The sequence below is a fragment of the Haloferula sp. genome, from assembly GCF_049672945.1.
Lineage (GTDB): Bacteria > Verrucomicrobiota > Verrucomicrobiia > Verrucomicrobiales > Akkermansiaceae > Haloferula.
Window position 1 is genome coordinate 21,927 of record NZ_JBATWY010000010.1, and the last position, 18,715, is coordinate 40,641.

The following is an 18,715-nucleotide window of genomic DNA, read 5'->3' on the forward strand; positions in this document are numbered from 1 at the left end:
CTACTCGGTGCGCACCTCGAACTCGACCTTCCAGCGATGATCGGATGCGGTGTGTTTCATCCACAGTTCGAGCTGGCCGACTTCGGTGATCAGGGGGTTGATTCGGACGGGGACCGCCTGGCCTTCGGGGAAACCTTCGATGGCGGGCAGGGTGACTTCGAGTTTGCTGGTTTCCTCAAGATCCTTCTCGGCATTGGGAATGATCTGACCGGGGGTGTCACCACTGCGAACTTCCGAGGCGAAGAAACGGAAGGTGGCGGGCCGCCCAATCGTCAGGCCGAACTCCTGGCCATCGATGATGAATTCGCTACCTTCCTCCATGCCTTGGGGGACGACGCAGAGTGCTTTGATCGGCGGTTTGAATCCAGGTACGGCAGGTCTCGTAGATTGCAGACCGATGTAGTAGGATCGGGCGGTGCCGGCCTTGATGCGGAGGCCCTGACCCGTGGCACGGTTGCGGCCGTAGACGGCGGCTCCCTTGGCCACGGCGAGATCGGGCTGGAATCCGGCCAGTTCGCGGGGTGCTTCGCCATCGGTCCATTGTGTGAGGAGCTCGATGACCCGTTGGCGGATCGGTTCCGCATTGAAGACGCCGCCATTGAAGAGGACGGCAGTGGGTCGCAGGCATTCACCCACGAGAGCTTCGGGTTTGGTCAGGGCGGTGAGCGCTTCACTGGCCTTGACGTTCATCAGGCTGCGGCTGAGGAAGCGGGCGAGGTGCTTGCTGACCACCGGGTCCGCCGCGTAGGGGAGGCCGAATTCCTGAAGGCCGTCGGTCGAGGAATCCTCGGGCAGCTCGGTGATCGAAGTGAGCGGAAAGAATCCATCCAGGACCACCGCTTCAAGGGTGCTGCGGTCGAGCTTGGTGGAAACGGTCTGCGCGAAGAGCCCTGAGCCGCGCGACGGGACGGCAATCGGCACTTCGCTGAGCGAGTGGTCGTTGAAGAGTTGGAGCTTCGCCCGGCTGGCGGCGTGGATCAGGGCGAGGAACTGCCAGTCGTCGAGGGACTTGCCGCTTTCCTCAATCTGCGCCTGAAGCGTGTAGGCGAGGGCGAGGTCCATGTTGTCGCCACCTAACAGCAGGTGCTCGCCGACGCTGATGCGTTCGAGTTCGAGCGAACCGTCCTGACCGGTGATCGCAATCAGGCTGAAATCGGCGGTTCCTCCGCCGACGTCGCAGACCAGCACGATATCGCCGGTGCCGACCTGCTTCCGCCAATCGCTGTCGCTTTGGGCGGTCCATGCGTAGAAGGCGGCCTGGGGTTCCTCCAAGAGCACGACTTCTCCGAAGCCGGCGGCCTCCGCGGCTTCGGTGGTAAGGGTGCGTGCGACTTCGTCGAACGAGGCCGGCACGGTGATCACGACCTGGCCGGAGCCGAGGTCCCAGTGGCGGCCTTCCGCCCGCTCGGCCTCGAGGAAACCTTCGCGCAGGTGTTCGAGATAGAGGCGTGAGCAATCGAAGGCAGAGAACTTGGCCTCGGTGATGTCCGAGTTCCACGGCAGGACCGGCTTCTTTGGATCGGTGTGGAAGTTCGATAGCCAGGATTTCGCCGAAGTGACGAGTCGGTCGGGGACCAAGGCTCCATGGTCCTTGGCGAATTGGCCGACGATGGCGGTTTCGTTTGCTTTCGACCATGGCAAGCGAAGCGAATCGCCGGGGAACTCATCGGGATGGGGAATGTAGAGGGCCGAAGGGAGCGTGGGTTTCTCGCCGACCTGATTGGGGCCGATGATCTGGGTGACTTCGACGATGGAGCTGCGTCCGCTTTCGAAGTCCTCGATGGCGGCGGCGCTGTTGCTGGTGCCGAGGTCGATCCCGAGGCTGAATGAGCTGCTCATTTCAATTCCACTTCGGCGGGTGCGATGGCGGGCAGGTGATCTTCGTTGGACTTGAGGATCCGGGGCAGTTTGACGCCTGTCGTTTTCCAGCCCTTGTGAACGAGCGTGCCGGTGAAGGGTGCTTCGCCGCTGATTTTGCCTAACAGGCGAAATTGATCCGCTGGGTATCCAGCGGGAACGGTAAAGGAAGCGCCTTCAGATCCTTCGGCGACCGGGGTGATGTCGAAGTGTTCGTTGAGCACCGCCTTGCAACCCTGATGGACGACCCGCGAGGCGGCGGCGACCTGGGCATCATCGAAGGGCGTAATGTCCTCCATGAGGAAGTCGACGAAGCGTCCTTTCTCCTGGAGCAGGCCGAAGAAGGCGATGACTTCTGCCTCGGCTTGGTTGGCGGGCGGTGCCGGAGGGGGTGCGGCGGCGGGTGGCGCTGTCGGGGTGGCGGGTGAGGCTGATTTTCCGCCGCTGGCGATGGCGAGACCGAGGGTCAGCACGGCGAGGCCGGTGGCGGATGCTCCGAGTGGCATGGCGTGCTCGTGGAGGGCGGGGACCATGAGAAGTCCGTTGAGCACCACGACGAGGAGGGAACTGGTGATGAGAAATGGTTTCACGGTTGGTGAAGAGGGGTGATTTCAGCCCCGGAAGCGGGGCTGTTGGGGTCGGGCAATGAAACGGAAAGGTCCGGATCGCAAGTGAGAAAAAGCAGCAATCCGGCCAATGACGCTGGGAAGCCACTCGGCTAGCGGCGGTGGAGCTTCAGCAGGCGCTTGGATTCTTCCAAAAGAAAGTCGAGATCCATGAAGGGCTCGGCGCCGATATCGGACCAGAGGAGCTTGCGGTCCGGGCTGATCAGGAAGGTGCCGTGAAGGGCTTGTTTTTCGAATTCATCATAAGCGCCATAAGCGCGAAAGGTGTCCAAATCGGGATCAGCGAGAAGTTGAAAGGGGAACTCTTCGCCGCCGGCGTTGTAATTGGCCTGGGACTTCTCAAGATCTTCCGGTTGGTCGGTGCTGACGGCGACCACGGCTAAGCCGGCGGCCTCGAACTCATCGATTTGTTCCGCCATGGCATTGAGTTGCTCGGCGCAGTGAAGGCAGGAGTGCCCGAGGTAGTGGATGAGGATGACGGGCTTTTTCCATCCAAAAATGTTCGAGGGAGAGAACCTTGTTGAGAATTGGTCATAGATATTGAAGCGCGGAGCGGCGGGTGGTTTCCAATGAAGCGGACCGAGCGTGGAATCATCCGGGCGCTCGCCAAAATCGGCCGGAGTTTCGTAGGGAAGCGTCCAATCTTCGGGAAAGGCATATTCGGCAGCGATGGGCGCAAGTCGAGCAAAGGTAGGAGCCGCGAGATCGAGTTGGGAGGAGCTTTTTCTGAGTGTCTCGAAGACTTCGCGGGCCTCGTCATGACGACCGAGTTGGTGGAGGACCTCGATGCGTGCTGCGAGCGGAAGGGTTTCTCCCGGACCGCTTTCGACCGCCTTTTTTGAAAGGCTGTCGGCCCTTTCAATTTCTCCGATGACAAGGCAATCGAGCGCCTTGGCATAACTCGGTGCTTGGGACTTTTCGAGGACTGACAGAGCGGCTTCCGGGTCGTCATTCAGGAATGCGAGGCAGCTTGTCAGTTCGTCGAGGGTCTTATTGATGGTCTCGAGTTCCTGCGCATGGGGTCGGCCTGCATTGCGTGCGAGGCGGTCGAGTTCCTTCCTTGGTTTATCACCAGCTCCCTTGCGTGCTTGCGCTTGGGCCTTCTGATGCGCCTGCTCGGTCTTCGCCTTGAGCTTCTCAACTTTTTCGATGGTCTTCTCAAGGTAGCTTGTCTGGTCCAGATGATACTGGGCGAGTCCGAGGAGACGCAGGCGTGGGAGTTCGTCGCGTGTTTTCGGCAGCGGTTCAAGCCATGGGGTGCCGGCAAGCAGGATGACTTCGTCCCAAAGCTCGAATTTTTCGAGAATCTCAATCAGGCGATCGCGGCCGTAGCGGTAGGAGTGGGCTTTCCCTTCGAGGGAGTTGAGTTTCGGGTGACGGGGGTTGGCGAGGAGTGACTTCGCCATCGCGAGGGCATCGCGTTTGTTGCCGAGGTGAACCCAGGTTCTCGCCAACCATTCATTGTTGTGAGCGTAATTGTGAATTTGATCCGGGAGGAGTCTTTTCTCGATCATGTGGGCATGATCGATGCGGGCGGATGCCACCTGATGCCAGGCGGTGTCCTCGTAGCGGTGGAGCTTCCAATAAATGTGGCTCGGCATGTGCCACATGTGGGCGATGGCCGGGGCGGTGGTGGCGAGAACGGCGGCCGAGTCGATGGCGCGCCCGGCCTTCTGCTTGTCCCAGAGATGGATGCGGTAGTGATGGGCTGGGTGGAGTGGGGCCTTGGCGAAAATTTGCTGCAGGAGGGCATCGACGGCCTCGTGACTGGGAATCGGGATACCCCCTTTTTCGGAGAACTGCCAAAGACGGCAGGCGAGGAAGGCTTTGGCCTCAAGGTCATTCGGATAGCGATGAATGAGATCTTCGAGATCGCGAAGGAGTTCCTGATTGCGTGCTTTCGGGTCCTTCGGAATGCCGTCGAGAAAGTTGGCCTGCGCGTTGATGTAGGCTTGTTCCTGGGGTGAGGCGTATTCGAACAATTCGCTCGCCTTGTCGATGAACCCCTTGGCGCGTTCCTGGTTTTCCCAATTGGCCATCGCCATGCCCCAGTAAGCCATCGCGCATTCCGGGTCGTTCGCGGCAATTTGGCGAAATGAACGTTCGGCTTCGAAATACCAGAAGCCGTGGAGTTGGCCGAGACCTTGATTGAAAAAAGTCTGGGCAGAATCCCAGTCGCTGGTGATTGGCAGATGCACATCGCCGGTCCCATCGATCCACACGGCTTCCTGTCTTGGCCCTTCGTTGAAGGCGTGCCCTTGATGGGAGTGGCCAGGCAAAGGTGGCTCGGCGGAGGCAAGGCTGGTGAGGAGGATGAGGAGAAATCGGGGCATCAGCTTGCTGTTATTTTTTAGTTCAGCCGACCGTCACCCAGTCATTGCCTGAAATCAAATACAGAGGAAACAGATGATTCGTTTCATCCGGCTGCTTGATCCGTTTTTCGCTGCCAGAGGACGCGGATGAAGTAGGCGGTGAAGATCAGGGCGACGATGCCCACCTGCCAGTAAAGCGCTGTCTGGAAAGCCGCGTCGCCGCCTGTAGCTCCCCGCAGTCCGGCGATCAGCAGGGAAAAGCCGAGTGAATAGGCACCGTAGCCGAGATTGAAGGCGAGGCCTTTGACGCTGAGCAGGGTTGCCCGCTGGTCGGATTCGGCGACGCTGTGAAGGAAACGGCTGACGGTGAACCCGACGAGTCCGAGCAGGCTCATCAAGAGCACGGCGGGGATCAAGCCGAGCCATGGCCAGGCGGTTGCGAGAGCCAGAGCGAGGAGGCCGACGATTGTGACAGCTGCTGCGATGGCCAAGGTTGTTAGCGCTTGGAAGCGATGATTGATTCGCTTGGCAATGGCGGGGACGAACCAGTTTCCAATGGCGATCACCGAGCCGATCAATCCGAAGGCCCACTCGGGCACCTGAATCAGGCGATAATACTCGCTGGTGATGGTGGCGAAGTTGCGGATCACCGAGTCGATCAAGAGCCCTCCGATCAGGATCACGGCGATGTTTCTCGTTGTGAAGGCCCGTTTGGCGGTGCGCAGGGTGAGCTTGAATGCGGAGCGGCAGCGCTCGGCGGTGTTGCCCGTCCTCGGAGGGGTTTCCTCAAGGCGGAGGGTGATGATCAGACAGGCGATGGCTTGAAGAAAGACCAGCGCCATCGGCAGGCGGTGAGCGACCTCGATGGGGATCGCGAATCTCTCGGGGACGAGTCGATTGAACCAAGAAGGATCGTAGAGCAGGCCGCCGAGGCTCATGGCGATGAGGAAGCCGGCGGCTTGCCAGCGCATGGTGGTCGAAAGCACATCATCCCACGCATGCTCGCGGTTTTCTTCGGGGAGGCTGTCGTAGGCGATGGCTTCGTCGGCGCCACTGGCGGCCGCTTCGGAGGCACCGGAGAGCAGGCGGTTGATGGCACAAAGAACGAGCAGGAGCCAGCCGCCGTCTTTCGGGGCGACCAGTAGGATCGCCATTTCCACCACCATGATGGCTGCAGCGGCGACCAGCAGACGTTTGCGGCCGAGGGTATCGGCAAAGGCCCCGGACGGCACCTCGAGGAGGAAGATCGTGGCGGCCCAGACGAAGTTGAGCATCACGAACTGGTCGAGTGTCAGACCGAGATCGAGGAAGAAAATGGCGAGGATCGGATAGTAGGCGCGGGCGTTGTAGAGCACACGGAACCAGACGAAGAGCCGAGGGTTGCGGTGGGAGAAGGCTCCGGTTCGGCGGATCAGCGAGGACACCGACGAGCTATGGGCCGGGCTTGGCCTGTTCGCAAGGGCGATGGAGCGATTGGCATAACAAGGAAAGCGATCACTGGGCTGGACGATCCGACCGAGTTGGTGTGGGGTTCCGGCCAGATGACATCCAAGCAGCAGCCCGCGCCAAGTCCTCCACAGGATCTTGAGATCAAGGACGCCCATCTCATTTTCAATCGGGTGTGGAAAGATCTCGAAGCCGAGATCGGCCGCGAGAACATGCGTTTTCCCAAGGAGTTGATCCTGCTCGGTGGTGCCCCGGGTTCGGGTAAGGGGACGAACACAAACTTCATCCGGCAGATGCGCGGCATCACGGCGGAGCCGATTGTTATTAGTGAGCTGCTCGATTCGCCCGAAGCGCGGAAGATCAAGGAAGAGGGTGGAATGGTCGGCGACGAAGAGGTTTTGCGCCTTCTGCTGTTTCGTTTGTTAGAGCCGAGATTTCGGGATAGTACCATCCTTGACGGCTTTCCACGGACCAAGGTCCAGGTGGAGTGTTTGAAGTTGTTTTACGATCAGATGATCGCGCTGCGGCGCGAGTTTTCCGGGACCCGCATGGCCCATCACTTCCGGCAGCCGACCTTTCACATCATGGTGCTGTTCGTTGATGAGGCGGAAAGCATCGAGCGGCAGCTGAAACGGGGTCGCGAATCGATTGCCCACAACAGGGAGGTCCGCCAATCGGGTGTCGGTGAACTGTGGGAGGAAAGGAAGACCGACTTTGATCCTGAACTGGCTCGCAATCGCTATCGGACCTTCAAGGAAAAGACCTTTGATGCGCTGGTCTCGTTGAAGCAGATTTTCCACTACCACTTCATCAATGCGCAGGCCTCGATTGATGTGGTGCAGCAGAACATCATCCGTGAGCTGGACTACCAGAGTTCACTCGAGCTCGATCCCCGGACATACGATTCGCTGCGGTCGATTCCCTTGGCAGAGGAAATCGTCGAGCACGCCCGTCAGGAACTGGTGCGTCGTCTCGATGGCTACCAGGTGAAGCATCCGGAGATTCTACGAGACGTCGTTAACTTCATTCAGGAAAAGATGATGCCGATCATCAAACGCTATGCGGTGAGCGGACGGACGATGATCAACACCGAAGATCCGCTGTTCGAGCAGCCGGTTGCCTTGGCGATTCTGATCGATATCTTTTCCGAGCGCGGATTTCGAGCCAGTGTGGACATTCACCGACAGGAAATTCCGGAGCGATTCGACCTTCAGACCGGGAAGATCGAAACGCGTGAGAAAAAGGTGTATCGGATCTTGATCGTTTTTACTGGCTCGACGATTCGCCGCGGTTGATCAGCGTTTCGCCTGGGCTCGGAGCATCTCAATGCGCTGGGCGTAGGCCAGTCCGAAGCGGTCGCCGCTGGTGATCCAGATCCACTTGGAAGCTTCCTCTTTTTCGGTGGAACTTGCCATGGCCAACCAATCACGTTCCTGCTTTGGGCGAAGGATTTCCGAGCGGCCAACCATGACGCGGACGGTTTTTTCGGGGGCGGGTTCGACTGTTAGAGGAAGGATCGCGTCGATTTTTTCTCCGGGAAGGATCCAGAAGACGCGCAGACCGGGCTTTTCAAAGTAGCTGTTCCACCAGGTCTTGACCATGGCTTCGGCTTCGGATTTGAGCAGGCCTTGGGCAGCGAGCTTGTCACGCAGGGTTTCGAAGAGCTCGGCGTCGAACCCGGCAGACCGCACCTTGAGAGATGACTCAGGAATGCTGCTTGTCGATTGCTGGGAGAGGCCCCCTGACTCGCACCAACGGGAGCTGCCATCGGGAAAACGTTCGTAAACGAGTGTGTAGGGGATGCGTCCGCCAGTTTGATTCTCAAGATGCAGCGTTTCGTCGTCGGTCACGCGTGTCACCAGACCCGGATCGAAACTTCCGAGCCCGCGGTAGAAAAGGAAGCCTTCGTGACTGCCATTCTTTGCTCGAACGACATTCGCCTCCGGGACCCGGGCGTAGGTCCACTGGAGCAGGTCATCCGGATGGAAAAGCGTCGTCTCTTTGCTGGCGGATGGGGAAAGCACATCGATCTGCCATTCGATCGAACCGGTGTAAGGTTTGGCAAAATCGAGGAACTTGGGGAGGTCGGGTTTGGGGAGAATGCTCGGGTTTGGAGTGGTGACGACTTCACCGCCACTGCGCTCGGGATACCATTGGGCAATGGTGCCTCCCTCGAATTCGACTTCGACTTTGGCGGAGAATGCTTCTCTTGAGTGAAAATAGATCACCGGAGTCTCCATCTTTACCTTCACGTTTGTGACTGGGATAGGCATCCGTTTGGCGGAAATCGCGAAAGGGTAGACGTTCGTCCGTGGTGGCTGATTGAAGCCTGGGTGGTGGAAGACGTAGGAGGGCAGATGTTCTTCTTCCCGGTGGAGGCCGATCAAGAGCTTCCCATCCGAGCCGGAGACGGTGGTGAAGGTGCCCCATTCATGAAGGTCATAGGCTTGGAGAGGGAGTAGGCCGAGGAAGAGCACGATGCGGAGTGTTGATTTCATCACATCGGAGATGCTGTGGGCGACGCTTGCAGCGATCAAGAAGCGGAGGTCTGCTTTACGGCGAATTTACCCGCGTGAACCTGAGGGGAGACCGACGGATCAATTTAGGAATGCGTGAATGTGCGTAGATTGGAAATAGAGGGGACTGGGACATTCTGCCACGATAGGGGCAAAATGCATCGGTCATAATGGCCGTCGGGAAAACGTCACGTTTCACAATTACCTAAGTTACAAGGGGAAACTGGGAAAAAATGGGCGTGGTATGGGGTTTGCTGGTTACAATCCTTGAAGAGGGAAATGGATGGTGATAACCATGTAGTTACAAATTAAGTCGAAGAAATCGGGAACAAAACAGCTCCCTGCGACGTTTAACCCTCTAGAGACCCACGAACCATCCCGCACAGGGACCCAAAACAATGGCATTTGAAAACGACTCCAGCCTCAAACTCTACCTTCGGGAGATTTCCAAGACACCGCTTCTCACTCCGCAAGAGGAAGTGGAACTTGCCGCGAAAATCAAGAACGGTGACAAGGCCGCCCGCACCCAGATGATCAGCGCGAATCTGCGACTGGTGGTGAAAATCGCTCAGGACTATTCGGGCTACGGGCTTCCGGTTGCTGACCTGATTTCCGAGGGCAACATCGGACTCATGAAGGCGGTCGAACGGTTTGATCCTGAAAAAGGAGGCAAGCTCTCAACCTACGCGGCTTGGTGGATCAAGCAGTCCATCAAGCGTGCCCTCGCGAACCAGAGCAAGACGATCCGCCTTCCGGTCCACATGGTCGATAAGATCGCCAAGATGAGGCGGATTTCTTCGATGTTGGGAGAAGCGCTTGGGCGTGAACCGACGGACGAAGAGCTTTCCGAGGAACTCGGCTTGCCGCGTCGTAAGTTGGCGATGCTCAAGCAGGCTTCGCAGCGTCCGACCTCGTTGGACGCCCCGATCAACGATGGTGAGGCCACTCAGTTTGGCGAAATTATTGGTGATGAGGCGGCCGACAACCCGCTCGACAGTTTGACCGACAAGAACATGCACGGCGAGTTGGACGACTTGCTTGCGGTTCTGGATCAACGCGAGCGCCGGATCATCGACGAGCGTTTCGGGCTTGGTGGGAAGAAGCCACTGACCTTGGAAGAAGTTGGCCGCGAATTTGGGGTGACCCGCGAGCGGATCCGCCAGCTTCAGAATGTGGCGCTGACGAAGATGCGGAAGGCGTTGCGGCGCAAGGAGAAGCCATTGCCCAAGGCTCTTGCTGACGGGTTGGCGGCTTCCTGATGCCGAGGAAGGCCTCGCAAAAACGGATTTACAAGGGTCGCGGGTTTCTTCTTACCTGCGACCCTTCTTCTTGCCTCCGAGGGTCGGATTGATCGTCGCAATGCAGTGATTTGCGGGAGTGGTAAAACTCCGCTCGAAGCTGCCGGTGAGAGTGCGGACGAGCCAGCTGGAGTTTTCGAAATCGCGACCGATGAAGACCATCGCGCCTCGATCGAGAACATTCACTCGGGACGGCCTGCCCGCTGGATCAATTGAGAAAAGTTCGACGATCTCATGGACTGCGTTGGTGACAACGAGGGTGTGGGGAGTGCAGTTCTCTGGGTTGGTCGGACCGTTGGCAAGCTGGCCAGGCTCCTGCCAGTTGACCTCCGATCTCTCGGATGCCCGGCATAATGAGTCGAGCTCGCCTTGAGCGAGAGATGCCCGGTTCCAGGCTTTGCGGAACTGAAGGGGCGTCCAGCCAAACGCCTTATTGAACGAACGAATGAATTGCTCGCGGCTATTGAATCCGGACTTCCTCCCGACCTCCATGACGGATTCGTCGGACCTCATCAAGCTGGTGCGGGCAAGGGTCAGACGATGCATGGTCAGGTGTTCGGCAAACCCTGCTCCGCTGGTGTCCTTGAGGATCCTGGTCAGTTGGCGCGGGCTCTTGCCGAGTTGGCTGGCGGCGTCACCGAGTTTGACCGAATCCTTGATATGCTCGGCCAGCCAGGCATGCAGATCGTCGACGAACCGACTCTTCGCTGAAAGCTTCTCGGACTTGTCGCCGCCATTGCTACCGTTGCGGGCATCGTATCCCAGTGCGGCGAGACGTTGGGCAGAGGTAATGGTCGTAAGTTCATCCCTGCAGTCCGGCTGCGGTGATCGAATGCTGTTGCGCGCATCCCCGATGATTTCTTGAAGTTGCCTTGCATCGATTGGGTCCTCCGCCTTGATGAGATGTTGGGGGAGATCGGGGATTTGGAGGGCTAGATCCCCGCGTCCAGCTCCAATGAAAAGGGCATGCCCGTTTTCCTGTGAGAACCGATGGCTGCCTTCAGCCAAAAAGGTGATTTTGACCGGTTCGTGGCTCTCATTCCAGCAGTAGAGAAAGCCAGGACGAGAGGTCGCGAAGGTGGACGGGGATCCATTTGAAGACAGGGGGCCAATCTTGCAACCCCGGCCGGTTGACCAGACGGAAACCAACAGGTCAAGGAGTTGAAGGCTGCTGCTGCCGGTGGCTTTCGTCATCACGAGTTAAGTGGGGGACTTGTCGTTGAGGCGCACGAGAATAATGAGGTAACAGAATAGATATCAAGATGCTTTCTCAAGATAATATCATTACTGCTGGCTCTGGCTCATATAGCAAATCCCGTCGTGTTAAAGCGAAGATTTTGCGAGACAGCGATTTCCTCCCGGCTCCGTAAACCGGAAGACGCTTGTTCCGCCCTCGCTAGAGGGAGGGAGGAGTCCAGGCTGGGGTCCCGAAGTGGACCTCGCGTCGGGTCCCGATCAGGACTCGTCGTCGTCGTGGGTCGCAGCGGCGGCACCGGAGGACATGCCGATACCGGGCATGACTTTCCTGACGAGCTTCTTGAGGCCGCTTTCGCTGGCTTCGACTTCCTGCTCGGCCTGGCGGACGGCTTTTTCCCAAGCTGGGGCGAATCCGGGCGCCTGCTCACGCATCAGTCGCACGGCATTGTCGGTCACCTGAAACTGCCTGATTTCGGCGCGGCCCGGCTTGGTTTGGACGGCGGCGAAAGAAACCCTCAGATTTTCGTTCTGGCGACGCAGTTCGTCGAGTTCATCCTGCAGGGTCTGGTTGCCCTGAGAATTGATTTTGAGCTGGGTATTCAAATGGCCCTGCAGTTCACGGAGTTCGCTTTCGAGACGGCGGACGTCACGTGAGAGGCGGATCTTGTTCGAAAGACCTGATTTCCAAGTGAAAAATGCAAGTCCGAGGCCGATGAGGAGGCCCCAGACGAAGGGCTCTTTGATGTATTCGAGGAATGGTTCCATGGGGGTTAACGGGGAAGTTCTGCGGTTTCGAGGGTCGACTGACCGAGGGCCTTGAGGACATCGTTGGTCAGATCGAGAGGATTTTTGGCGTAGAGGATGAAGGGTGTTCCGGTATTGGTGTGGCCAGAGCTGTCGAGAACCCAGTCAACACCTTGCTGCTCACCGAGCTCGGAGGCCTTGGCGTGGATGAGATTGAGACTTGCCTGCATTTGCGAGACCATTTTGGCATTTATTTCACGGAGACGATCGCTGCGGAAGCTTTCGTATTCACGATGAAGGGTGGAGGCTTCCTGGAGTTTCAGTGAATAGTCGCGCTTGAGGCCTTCCCTGACAGAGTTGTCTGGGTTGGCGGTGTCGGCCAGAGCTTCCTTTAGTTTTTTGCTGATGCCTTCGAGTTCCTGGAGGACCGAGCGATAGGCGCGGAGCCGGGCATCTGTAGCGAGTGCCTCACGTTCGGCCTTGATGGCGGCTTCCTGTTCTTTGGTGGCATCAAGGGAGCGGTGGATCTCGGCAACGCGCACGACAGCAATCTTCGGGCTTGCCGCGGCAGACCCGATCAGGGCGGCCAATACAATGGGGACGGCAAGTCGGAGCATCTGGAGAAGCATGTACCGGCTTTGGCCGCCTGTCTAGTGTCCGAACGTAAGCATTGCCTGATCCATTGCCTGATGGGCAGGGAGTTTCCGAGTCTTCAGCGGGTCCATCCTCCTCCCAATGCCTGAATCAGGCGAGTGGCCGCCAGGGCCCGGTCGAGTCCGATGGCGAGGGCGGCACGTTGTTCATTGAGTGCCGTTCGTTCGGAATCAACGACCTCGAAGTAGTCGGTGATGCCCGCGGCGTAGCGTTTGCGACTGAGGGTGGCGGCATCTTGCGCACTGGAGGCACCTTTTTCCCGAGCGCTGGAAGCGGTGGCGAGGTAGCGGGTGTCGCCGAGTGCGTCCTCGGTCTCCTGGACTGCGGTGAGTAGTGAGCCGCGATAGATTCCCAAAGCCTCACGGTAGGCGGCTTTCGCGCTGTCGGTGTCGGAGAATGCCCGACCGCCTTGGAAGACCGGGAAAAAGACCTCGGGCCCGAGAGTCCAGACTTTGGATTGAGGATTGAACAGATCGGAACTGCTGAGCGATCGGAATCCTCCGATGCCGGTAAGGCTGACTTGGGGAAGGTAGTTGGCGATCGTCACGCCGATCGTTTCGCTGGCATAGGCCAGTCTTCTTTCGTTGGCCGCGAGATCGGGGCGTCGCCTCAAGAGGTCGGAGGGAACGGCCGAAGGGGGCGTGGGGATGGTGGGGGTCTTGCCGGTCGCGGCGATGTGGAATCCGGAAGCACTGCGGCCGGTCAGGACGGCGAGGGCATTTTCAAAGCGATCCCGCTGCGCCCGAATCTGGGCGAGTTCCGCGCGGACGCTTTCCTCTTCGGTCTCGGCGCGCTTGAAGTCGATGCGACTGCTGGCGCCTCCATCAAAGCGAGCCTTCATCAGGCGTCGCGCTTCGGTTCTGAGCTGCAGCGTTTTTTCCAGCAGATCAATTTCGGCATCGGCGAAGCGAAGGGACACATAGGCGCGCGTGATTTCTCCGCGGAGCGAAAGGATCAGGCCCTGGTAGTCATACTCCGCAGCCTGCATGTTGGCTTCGGCGGCTTTGATCCCGCGTCGAACGCGGCCCCACAGATCGATTTCCCAGCTCAGATTGAGGGCTGCGCGGTACTCGTTGTAGGTGCCGAAGGAGAAGTTGGCGTTTTGGCTGTCCTGTTGTTTGACGGCGAAGGCGTCTGCGGTGACCGCCGGCGAGGCGTCGGCTCGGGCCAGTCCGAGAGCTGCGCGGGCTTGATCATAGCGGGCAAGTTCGCTGCGCACGCCCTGACCTTTGGTGTTTGCTGCGTTGATCAGCCGCGAAAGCTCCGGGTCCTGGAACAGTGACCACCACGAGCCCTCGGGAGGGGGTTCGGAGAAGCCCGCGTTCTTGAACGAAGCTTCAAGCTCTGCCTGGGGCGCAACGTAGTCCGGGCCGACTGCGCAGGAGCTGAAGGAAACGCCGAAAAGAACACCGAGGGCAGTGACTTTGAGGGAGTGAATCATGGAGGAGCGGAGACGCATGGTTCGTGGTCCGGCCGGATCAGTCGGTTTGAGGCTCGGGTTGCTTGAGGGCGAAGATCGCGCTGAGGACGGCGGGAACGAGAAATACGGTGAATACCGTACTAACGGTCAGACCGCCGACCACCACCGCACCCAGACCACGGTAGAGTTCGGAGCCGGCACCCGGCATCAGGACGAGTGGCAGCATGCCGCCGACGGATGTCAGCGTGGACATCAGGATGGGTCTCACGCGGCTGCGGACGCTTTCGACGACGGCATTCATGGGTTCAAGCCCGTCCCGCTTCATGAAGTTGAGTGCCTGATGGACAATCAGGATGGCATTATTCACCACCACGCCGGCGAGAATCACGAATCCGAGGATGGTCAGCATGTCGAGGTTCTGGACCGGCATGTAGCGGTCGAGCTCGCTCCACTTGTGGACCAATGCCAGGCCGAGGAATCCGCCAAAGGTGGCGAGGGGGACGCTGAGCATGATCACCAGCGGGTAGCTCCAGCTCTGGAAAAGGATGACCATCAGCAGGTAGATGACGACGAAGGCGAGGAACAGGCTGCTGGCGACCGTGCCGATGAGGGTGCCGTCGCCAAGGAGCGAATTCTTGATCTCCGCAAGCTTGCCCGCCGAGCCGGAAAGGCTGACATCGACGCCGGGTGGAATGGCACCCTGTTCCTTCATGCCTTCGATCAGCCCGTTCACCTCAGAGATCACCGTTTCCAATGGCTGCCCGGGAGGAGGGGTGAGTTCGAGGGTCACGGCCCGGAGACGGTCCACATGTCGGATCTGATCGGGTCCACGCACGCGCTCAAGGCTCGCGATGGAGCGCAGGTCGACGATTTCGCCGGAAGGCGTGGCGACCGGGAGATCGAGCAGCCGGTCCAAAGGTTCCTGATCCTCATCACCTTTTGTTAGAATCTTGATGTCCTTGAGTTCGCCATCCTGCTCGTAGTCGCGGAAGAGCACGATGCCATCGCCGCCGGCCTGCACGGCGAGGCCGAGATCGGAACGGGTCATCTCCAGTTCGCGCAGGCGGGCGTCGTCGGGAACGATACGCATTTCATCGAGCGGAAAGGCAAAATTCGGCGGGGCCGGGGTGATTTTCGCCTGCGGGCCGGGGCCACTCATCAGCGCGCCCATGACGGCACCGGCAGCACCTGAGACGGCATCGAGATCGCGGCCCTGGAAATCGATCTGGACGGCGGTTCCGGTCGATCCGCCGACGCGGAACAAGGGCATTTGGAAGGCGATGGCGAAAGTGTCCGGAGTCGCGGTGCCTGAGGCGGCTGCGTTGAAGGCGGGGACAAGGTCGGCGACCGTTGACTTGTCTGCCGAGATGCCCCCGTGAAACATCCGGCCTTCGAAAGAGACGAGGAAGTAGTTGTCGAGTGGCGGCGGCGTGACCATCTCGCCGGAGCCGTCGCCCACCGGAACGGGCTGGATGTTGTTCTCGGAAACCATCTTGCCGCCGGAGAGCCGGGTTTCGATACCATACTTGTCGGGAGTCGCCTCCCATAGCGGCTTGATCTGTTCCTCGATGCGCTCACCCATTTTGGAGAGGGTCTCCAGATTGTAGCCGGGTGGGGGAAAGAGCAGACCGAAGACGAGGTTGCGATTGCCTTTCGGCAAGTAGTCGAGCGGTGGCAGCAGCACTCGCGTGCCGATGATGGTCACGGCCGTGAAGGCGACGATCACGGTGAGTCGGCGTGGCCAGGTCGAGGTGATGGATGCGACGGCACTCGCCGCGAGGTCCGGCATCTTTTCGAACAAAATCCCGAAGGGGCGGAAAGGAGCACCGAGAATCTTGAAGAAGGTCGATCCGAAGATGCGGTCGAACAACGACGGCCCACCATCCTTCTTGTGCGGAGTCAGCCATTTTCCCGAGGCGACGGGGATCACTGTTAGGCTGACGATCAGGGAGAGCGTCACCGCTGCCATCAGGGCAAGGGCGATGTCGCGGAACAGTTGCCCCGCTTGTTCCTGAATCAGAAGGATGGGGGCGAAGACGACGACCGTGGTCATGGTCGAGGCCAAAACGGCACCACCGACCTCGACGGCTCCGTCGCGTGCGGCCTTCGCCGGTTTCTTGCCCATCTCGAGGTGGCGGAAGATGTTCTCGATGACGACGATGGCGTTGTCGACGACCATGCCGACGGCAAAGGCGAGGCCAGCAAGGGAGATGATGTTGATCGAGCGACCGAGCATCACGAGGACCGAGAAGGAGGCGATGGTGGAAACGGGAATGGCGATCGCGATGATCCCGACCGCGCGCAGGCTGCGGAGGAAAAACAGCAAGGTGATCGTGGCAAGGATACCGCCAAGAATCAGGTTTGACCGCACGAGCAGGAAGGCGTCCTGCACGTAAGTGGAGGCATCGTAGGTCTGGACGAGTTCGAGCGTGCCATCGAGACCGAGGTCGACGGCCTTTTCCGCGAGGAGGGCACCGGGCTCGTTCAAGGCCGCGACTTCCGCGTTCAGCAGGCCCATGGTCTCGAGAAGATTGGCACCGCGCTGGAGTTGGAAATTGAAGAATGCCGCCCGCTGGCCGCGCGCACGGACCCAGGAGGTCGGTTCCTTCCAGTCGCTGCGGATCTCGGCGACGTCGCTGAGGTAAACCGGTCCGGCGTCATCGCGGAAGATGATCATTTCACCGGCCGACTCGGGGTTGTCGAAGCGACCGGTGGCACGGATTCGGAAGTCGCGCTTGCCTTGTTCGATCTTGCCGCCGGAGAAGTTGGCGTTGGCCGAAGCGATGCCGTCGCGCAACTGGGCGAAGGTGATCCCGCGCTGGGCGAGCGCATGGGGGTCGACGATGATTTGAAGCTCGGAAGCGGTGGCACCACGAACTCCAACTTCGCTGATGCCGGGGATGCGTTCGAAGCGTGGCTTGATGCTCCGGTCCATGAAATCATAGAGCTGACCCGGATCGAATTCGGGATCGGTGGAGAACAGCCCGATCCACGAAATGTAATCGGCGGACTCCGGGTCGATGTCCTCCACGACTGGCTGAAGGACTCCGTTCGGATACCCGGGGACTTCATCGAGTTTCTGAAGGACCTCGTCTTGCGCGTCGGCAATGTCGATACCGGTTTCGAACTCAAGACGAATCGTGCCCTGTCCTGCGGCACTGGTGCTGACCATGGATCGAAGCCCGGTGATTTCGCCGAGCACCTTTTCCTGCTCCTCGATGATGTCGGACTCGATTTCTTCGGATGACGCATTCTCCCAGTTGGTGGTAACGGCGATCACGATCGAGGATACCTCCGGGGTCATCCGGACCGGTACCTGGGTGATCGCGAGAATGCCGGTAAATACGGCAAGCATCGTACCAACCGCAATCGTGATCGGTTGGCGGATCAGGGCTTCGATGAGGCCTTTCATGGTTCAACGTCTTGCCGTTCTGCGGCGTCGCCCCGGGTGCTTTCCCAATCCTTCGGGTCGAGTGGAGTCCCAGGGAAAAGCCGCTCGTTGCCTTCGACGATCACCGGGTCGCCCGCGGCAAGAGCGCCTGAGGCGATGATCGATTCGCCGTTTCGCTCGTAGAGCAGTTCGATTGGAACCTGCTTGGCAATGGGAGGGCCATCGTTCGTAAAGTCGGGCACGAAGACATGGTTTCCGGAGTAGCTCTTCAGGACCGCGTCGGCGGAGATCACAAGACGCTTCTCGGGAGCTCCAAGAGGGACGCTGGCCTCGACAGATGAGCCGGGTGTCAGAAGGTTCTCGGGGTCGGAAATGTGGGCGATGAGGTTGAATTGTCGGGAACGCCCTTCGACATCCGGGACGAGTGAAATCTTGTCGGCCTGGATACTCTCGATTCTTCCTGGAAGGCGCAGCTCCACGGACTCGGGAGACGTTTGCTTCATGAGTGAAGCGCTTCTTTCAGGAAGTTGCAGCCAGGCTTCGACCTCGCCGGTTGAGAGCAGGGTGATGACCGGATCCCCTTCGTTGACCCATTCGCCGAGTTCGGTGTGGAGAGCCACGACCCGGCCGGAAAAGGGCGCTTTGATTTCAAGATCGTTGAACCGAACTTCGAGCAATTCGAGGCGCTTTTCGGCAACGGCGATCGCCTCGGAGGCGGCGTTGGCCCGAGCTTCGCTCACTTTCAATTCGCGGAGACTGTCGAGATACTCGCGCTCGGCAACGGCCTTCTGGTCCCAGAGGCCGCGCATCATTTCTTCGTCCTGGACGGCACGTTCGGCTTCGGCCTCGCGCTGGGTCATCTCGGCTTTGGCAGCAGTCAGTGCGGCGGAGGATTCCTGCACCAGCGCTTCGATTCGGCGCGTGTCGAGGCGGGCAATCGTGTCTCCGGCGGCGAGCAGATCGCCCTCGTCGATGCTGAGGCTGTCAATGGCAGCGGATTCCCGAGCGGCAACATCGGCGCGTCGAACCGCACGCAGGGTGCCAGTGACGGTGAGTCTTTCGACGACTTCCTTCTCTTCGATCGGGCGGACGATCACGGTGCTCGGTGGTCGACCGCCGGGAGGACCGCTCGGTCCGGCTTCAGGTTCTGCATCACGGAGTGCTTTCCACCCAAACCATGAGGTGAGGGCGAGAAGGAAAAGGATGCCAATCCAGGCAAGGCCTTGGCGCGATTGAGATGAGGAGCTCATGTTA

The 18,715-nt window shown here is 59.4% G+C and carries 13 protein-coding genes; 2 read left to right on the forward strand and 11 right to left on the reverse strand.

All coding sequences use genetic code 11. From position 1 onward, the window contains the following. From WBG04_RS00990 to WBG04_RS01005, 4 genes are all read right to left on the reverse strand, one after another. Positions 1–1,839, reverse strand: coding sequence for an Hsp70 family protein (locus WBG04_RS00990; RefSeq protein WP_424312467.1), 1,839 nt, complete (start codon positions 1,837–1,839; stop codon positions 1–3). Then, positions 1,836–2,447 (reverse strand): DUF2760 domain-containing protein, encoded by a 612-nt coding sequence (locus WBG04_RS00995; RefSeq protein WP_424312468.1) that lies wholly within the window; start codon positions 2,445–2,447, stop codon positions 1,836–1,838. The genes WBG04_RS00990 and WBG04_RS00995 overlap by 4 nt, the downstream gene beginning before the upstream one ends. Before the next feature lie 128 nt (positions 2,448–2,575). Continuing rightward, on the reverse strand, positions 2,576–4,816 hold the full coding sequence (locus WBG04_RS01000; RefSeq protein WP_424312469.1) for a peroxiredoxin family protein: 2,241 nt from the start codon (positions 4,814–4,816) through the stop codon (positions 2,576–2,578). Between the two features lie 83 nt (positions 4,817–4,899). Next, positions 4,900–6,219 (reverse strand): MFS transporter, encoded by a 1,320-nt coding sequence (locus WBG04_RS01005; protein ID WP_424312470.1) that lies wholly within the window; start codon positions 6,217–6,219, stop codon positions 4,900–4,902. 117 nt (positions 6,220–6,336) lie between these two features. On the opposite strand from WBG04_RS01005, the gene WBG04_RS01010 reads away from it, so the two are divergent. Beyond that, entirely contained in the window at positions 6,337–7,536 is a 1,200-nt protein-coding gene (locus WBG04_RS01010; protein ID WP_424312471.1) for a nucleoside monophosphate kinase, read from the forward strand. Here the strand turns inward: WBG04_RS01010 and WBG04_RS01015 are convergent, their stop codons facing one another. Beyond that, positions 7,537–8,739 (reverse strand): hypothetical protein, encoded by a 1,203-nt coding sequence (locus WBG04_RS01015; protein WP_424312472.1) that lies wholly within the window; start codon positions 8,737–8,739, stop codon positions 7,537–7,539. 416 nt (positions 8,740–9,155) lie between these two features. Between WBG04_RS01015 and WBG04_RS01020 the strand changes: the two genes are divergently transcribed. Continuing rightward, complete coding sequence (locus WBG04_RS01020) at positions 9,156–10,016, forward strand: sigma-70 family RNA polymerase sigma factor (protein WP_424312473.1); 861 nt, start codon at positions 9,156–9,158, stop codon at positions 10,014–10,016. Positions 10,017–10,067: 51 nt separating this feature from the next. On the opposite strand, the gene WBG04_RS01025 is transcribed toward WBG04_RS01020, so the two are convergent. From WBG04_RS01025 to WBG04_RS01050, 6 genes are all read right to left on the reverse strand, one after another. Further along, positions 10,068–11,249: a helix-turn-helix transcriptional regulator gene (locus WBG04_RS01025; protein WP_424312474.1), complete on the reverse strand. Its 1,182-nt coding sequence runs from the start codon at positions 11,247–11,249 to the stop codon at positions 10,068–10,070. A gap of 261 nt (positions 11,250–11,510) precedes the next feature. Then, on the reverse strand, positions 11,511–12,017 hold the full coding sequence (locus WBG04_RS01030) for a hypothetical protein (RefSeq protein WP_424312475.1): 507 nt from the start codon (positions 12,015–12,017) through the stop codon (positions 11,511–11,513). Between the two features lie 5 nt (positions 12,018–12,022). Next, the gene (locus tag WBG04_RS01035) at positions 12,023–12,613 is read right to left on the reverse strand and encodes an OmpH family outer membrane protein (RefSeq protein ID WP_424312476.1); all 591 of its coding nucleotides are present in this window, start codon (positions 12,611–12,613) and stop codon (positions 12,023–12,025) included. 95 nt (positions 12,614–12,708) lie between these two features. After that, positions 12,709–14,091, reverse strand: a complete 1,383-nt coding sequence (locus tag WBG04_RS01040) for an efflux transporter outer membrane subunit (RefSeq protein ID WP_424312477.1) — start codon at positions 14,089–14,091, stop codon at positions 12,709–12,711. 37 nt (positions 14,092–14,128) lie between these two features. Then, a complete protein-coding gene (locus WBG04_RS01045; RefSeq protein WP_424312478.1) occupies positions 14,129–17,482 on the reverse strand; it encodes an efflux RND transporter permease subunit in 3,354 nt (1,117 codons plus the stop codon). Next, positions 17,479–18,711, reverse strand: a complete 1,233-nt coding sequence (locus tag WBG04_RS01050) for an efflux RND transporter periplasmic adaptor subunit (protein WP_424312479.1) — start codon at positions 18,709–18,711, stop codon at positions 17,479–17,481. The genes WBG04_RS01045 and WBG04_RS01050 overlap by 4 nt, the downstream gene beginning before the upstream one ends. Positions 18,712–18,715: the final 4 nt, after the last annotated feature.

Excerpts from the sequence above, each read along its gene's own strand:
- WBG04_RS00990 (WP_424312467.1), bottom strand. The coding sequence starts at position 1,839 with ATGAGCAGCTCATTCAGCCTCGGGATCGACCTCGGCACCAGCAACAGC.
- WBG04_RS01000 (WP_424312469.1), bottom strand. The coding sequence starts at position 4,816 with ATGCCCCGATTTCTCCTCATCCTCCTCACCAGCCTTGCCTCCGCCGAG.
- WBG04_RS01010 (WP_424312471.1), top strand. The coding sequence starts at position 6,337 with ATGACATCCAAGCAGCAGCCCGCGCCAAGTCCTCCACAGGATCTTGAG.
- WBG04_RS01015 (WP_424312472.1), bottom strand. The coding sequence starts at position 8,739 with ATGAAATCAACACTCCGCATCGTGCTCTTCCTCGGCCTACTCCCTCTC.
- WBG04_RS01020 (WP_424312473.1), top strand. The coding sequence starts at position 9,156 with ATGGCATTTGAAAACGACTCCAGCCTCAAACTCTACCTTCGGGAGATT.
- WBG04_RS01025 (WP_424312474.1), bottom strand. The coding sequence starts at position 11,249 with ATGACGAAAGCCACCGGCAGCAGCAGCCTTCAACTCCTTGACCTGTTG.
- WBG04_RS01030 (WP_424312475.1), bottom strand. The coding sequence starts at position 12,017 with ATGGAACCATTCCTCGAATACATCAAAGAGCCCTTCGTCTGGGGCCTC.
- WBG04_RS01035 (WP_424312476.1), bottom strand. The coding sequence starts at position 12,613 with ATGCTCCGACTTGCCGTCCCCATTGTATTGGCCGCCCTGATCGGGTCT.
- WBG04_RS01040 (WP_424312477.1), bottom strand. The coding sequence starts at position 14,091 with ATGATTCACTCCCTCAAAGTCACTGCCCTCGGTGTTCTTTTCGGCGTT.
- WBG04_RS01045 (WP_424312478.1), bottom strand. The coding sequence starts at position 17,482 with ATGAAAGGCCTCATCGAAGCCCTGATCCGCCAACCGATCACGATTGCG.
- WBG04_RS01050 (WP_424312479.1), bottom strand. The coding sequence starts at position 18,711 with ATGAGCTCCTCATCTCAATCGCGCCAAGGCCTTGCCTGGATTGGCATC.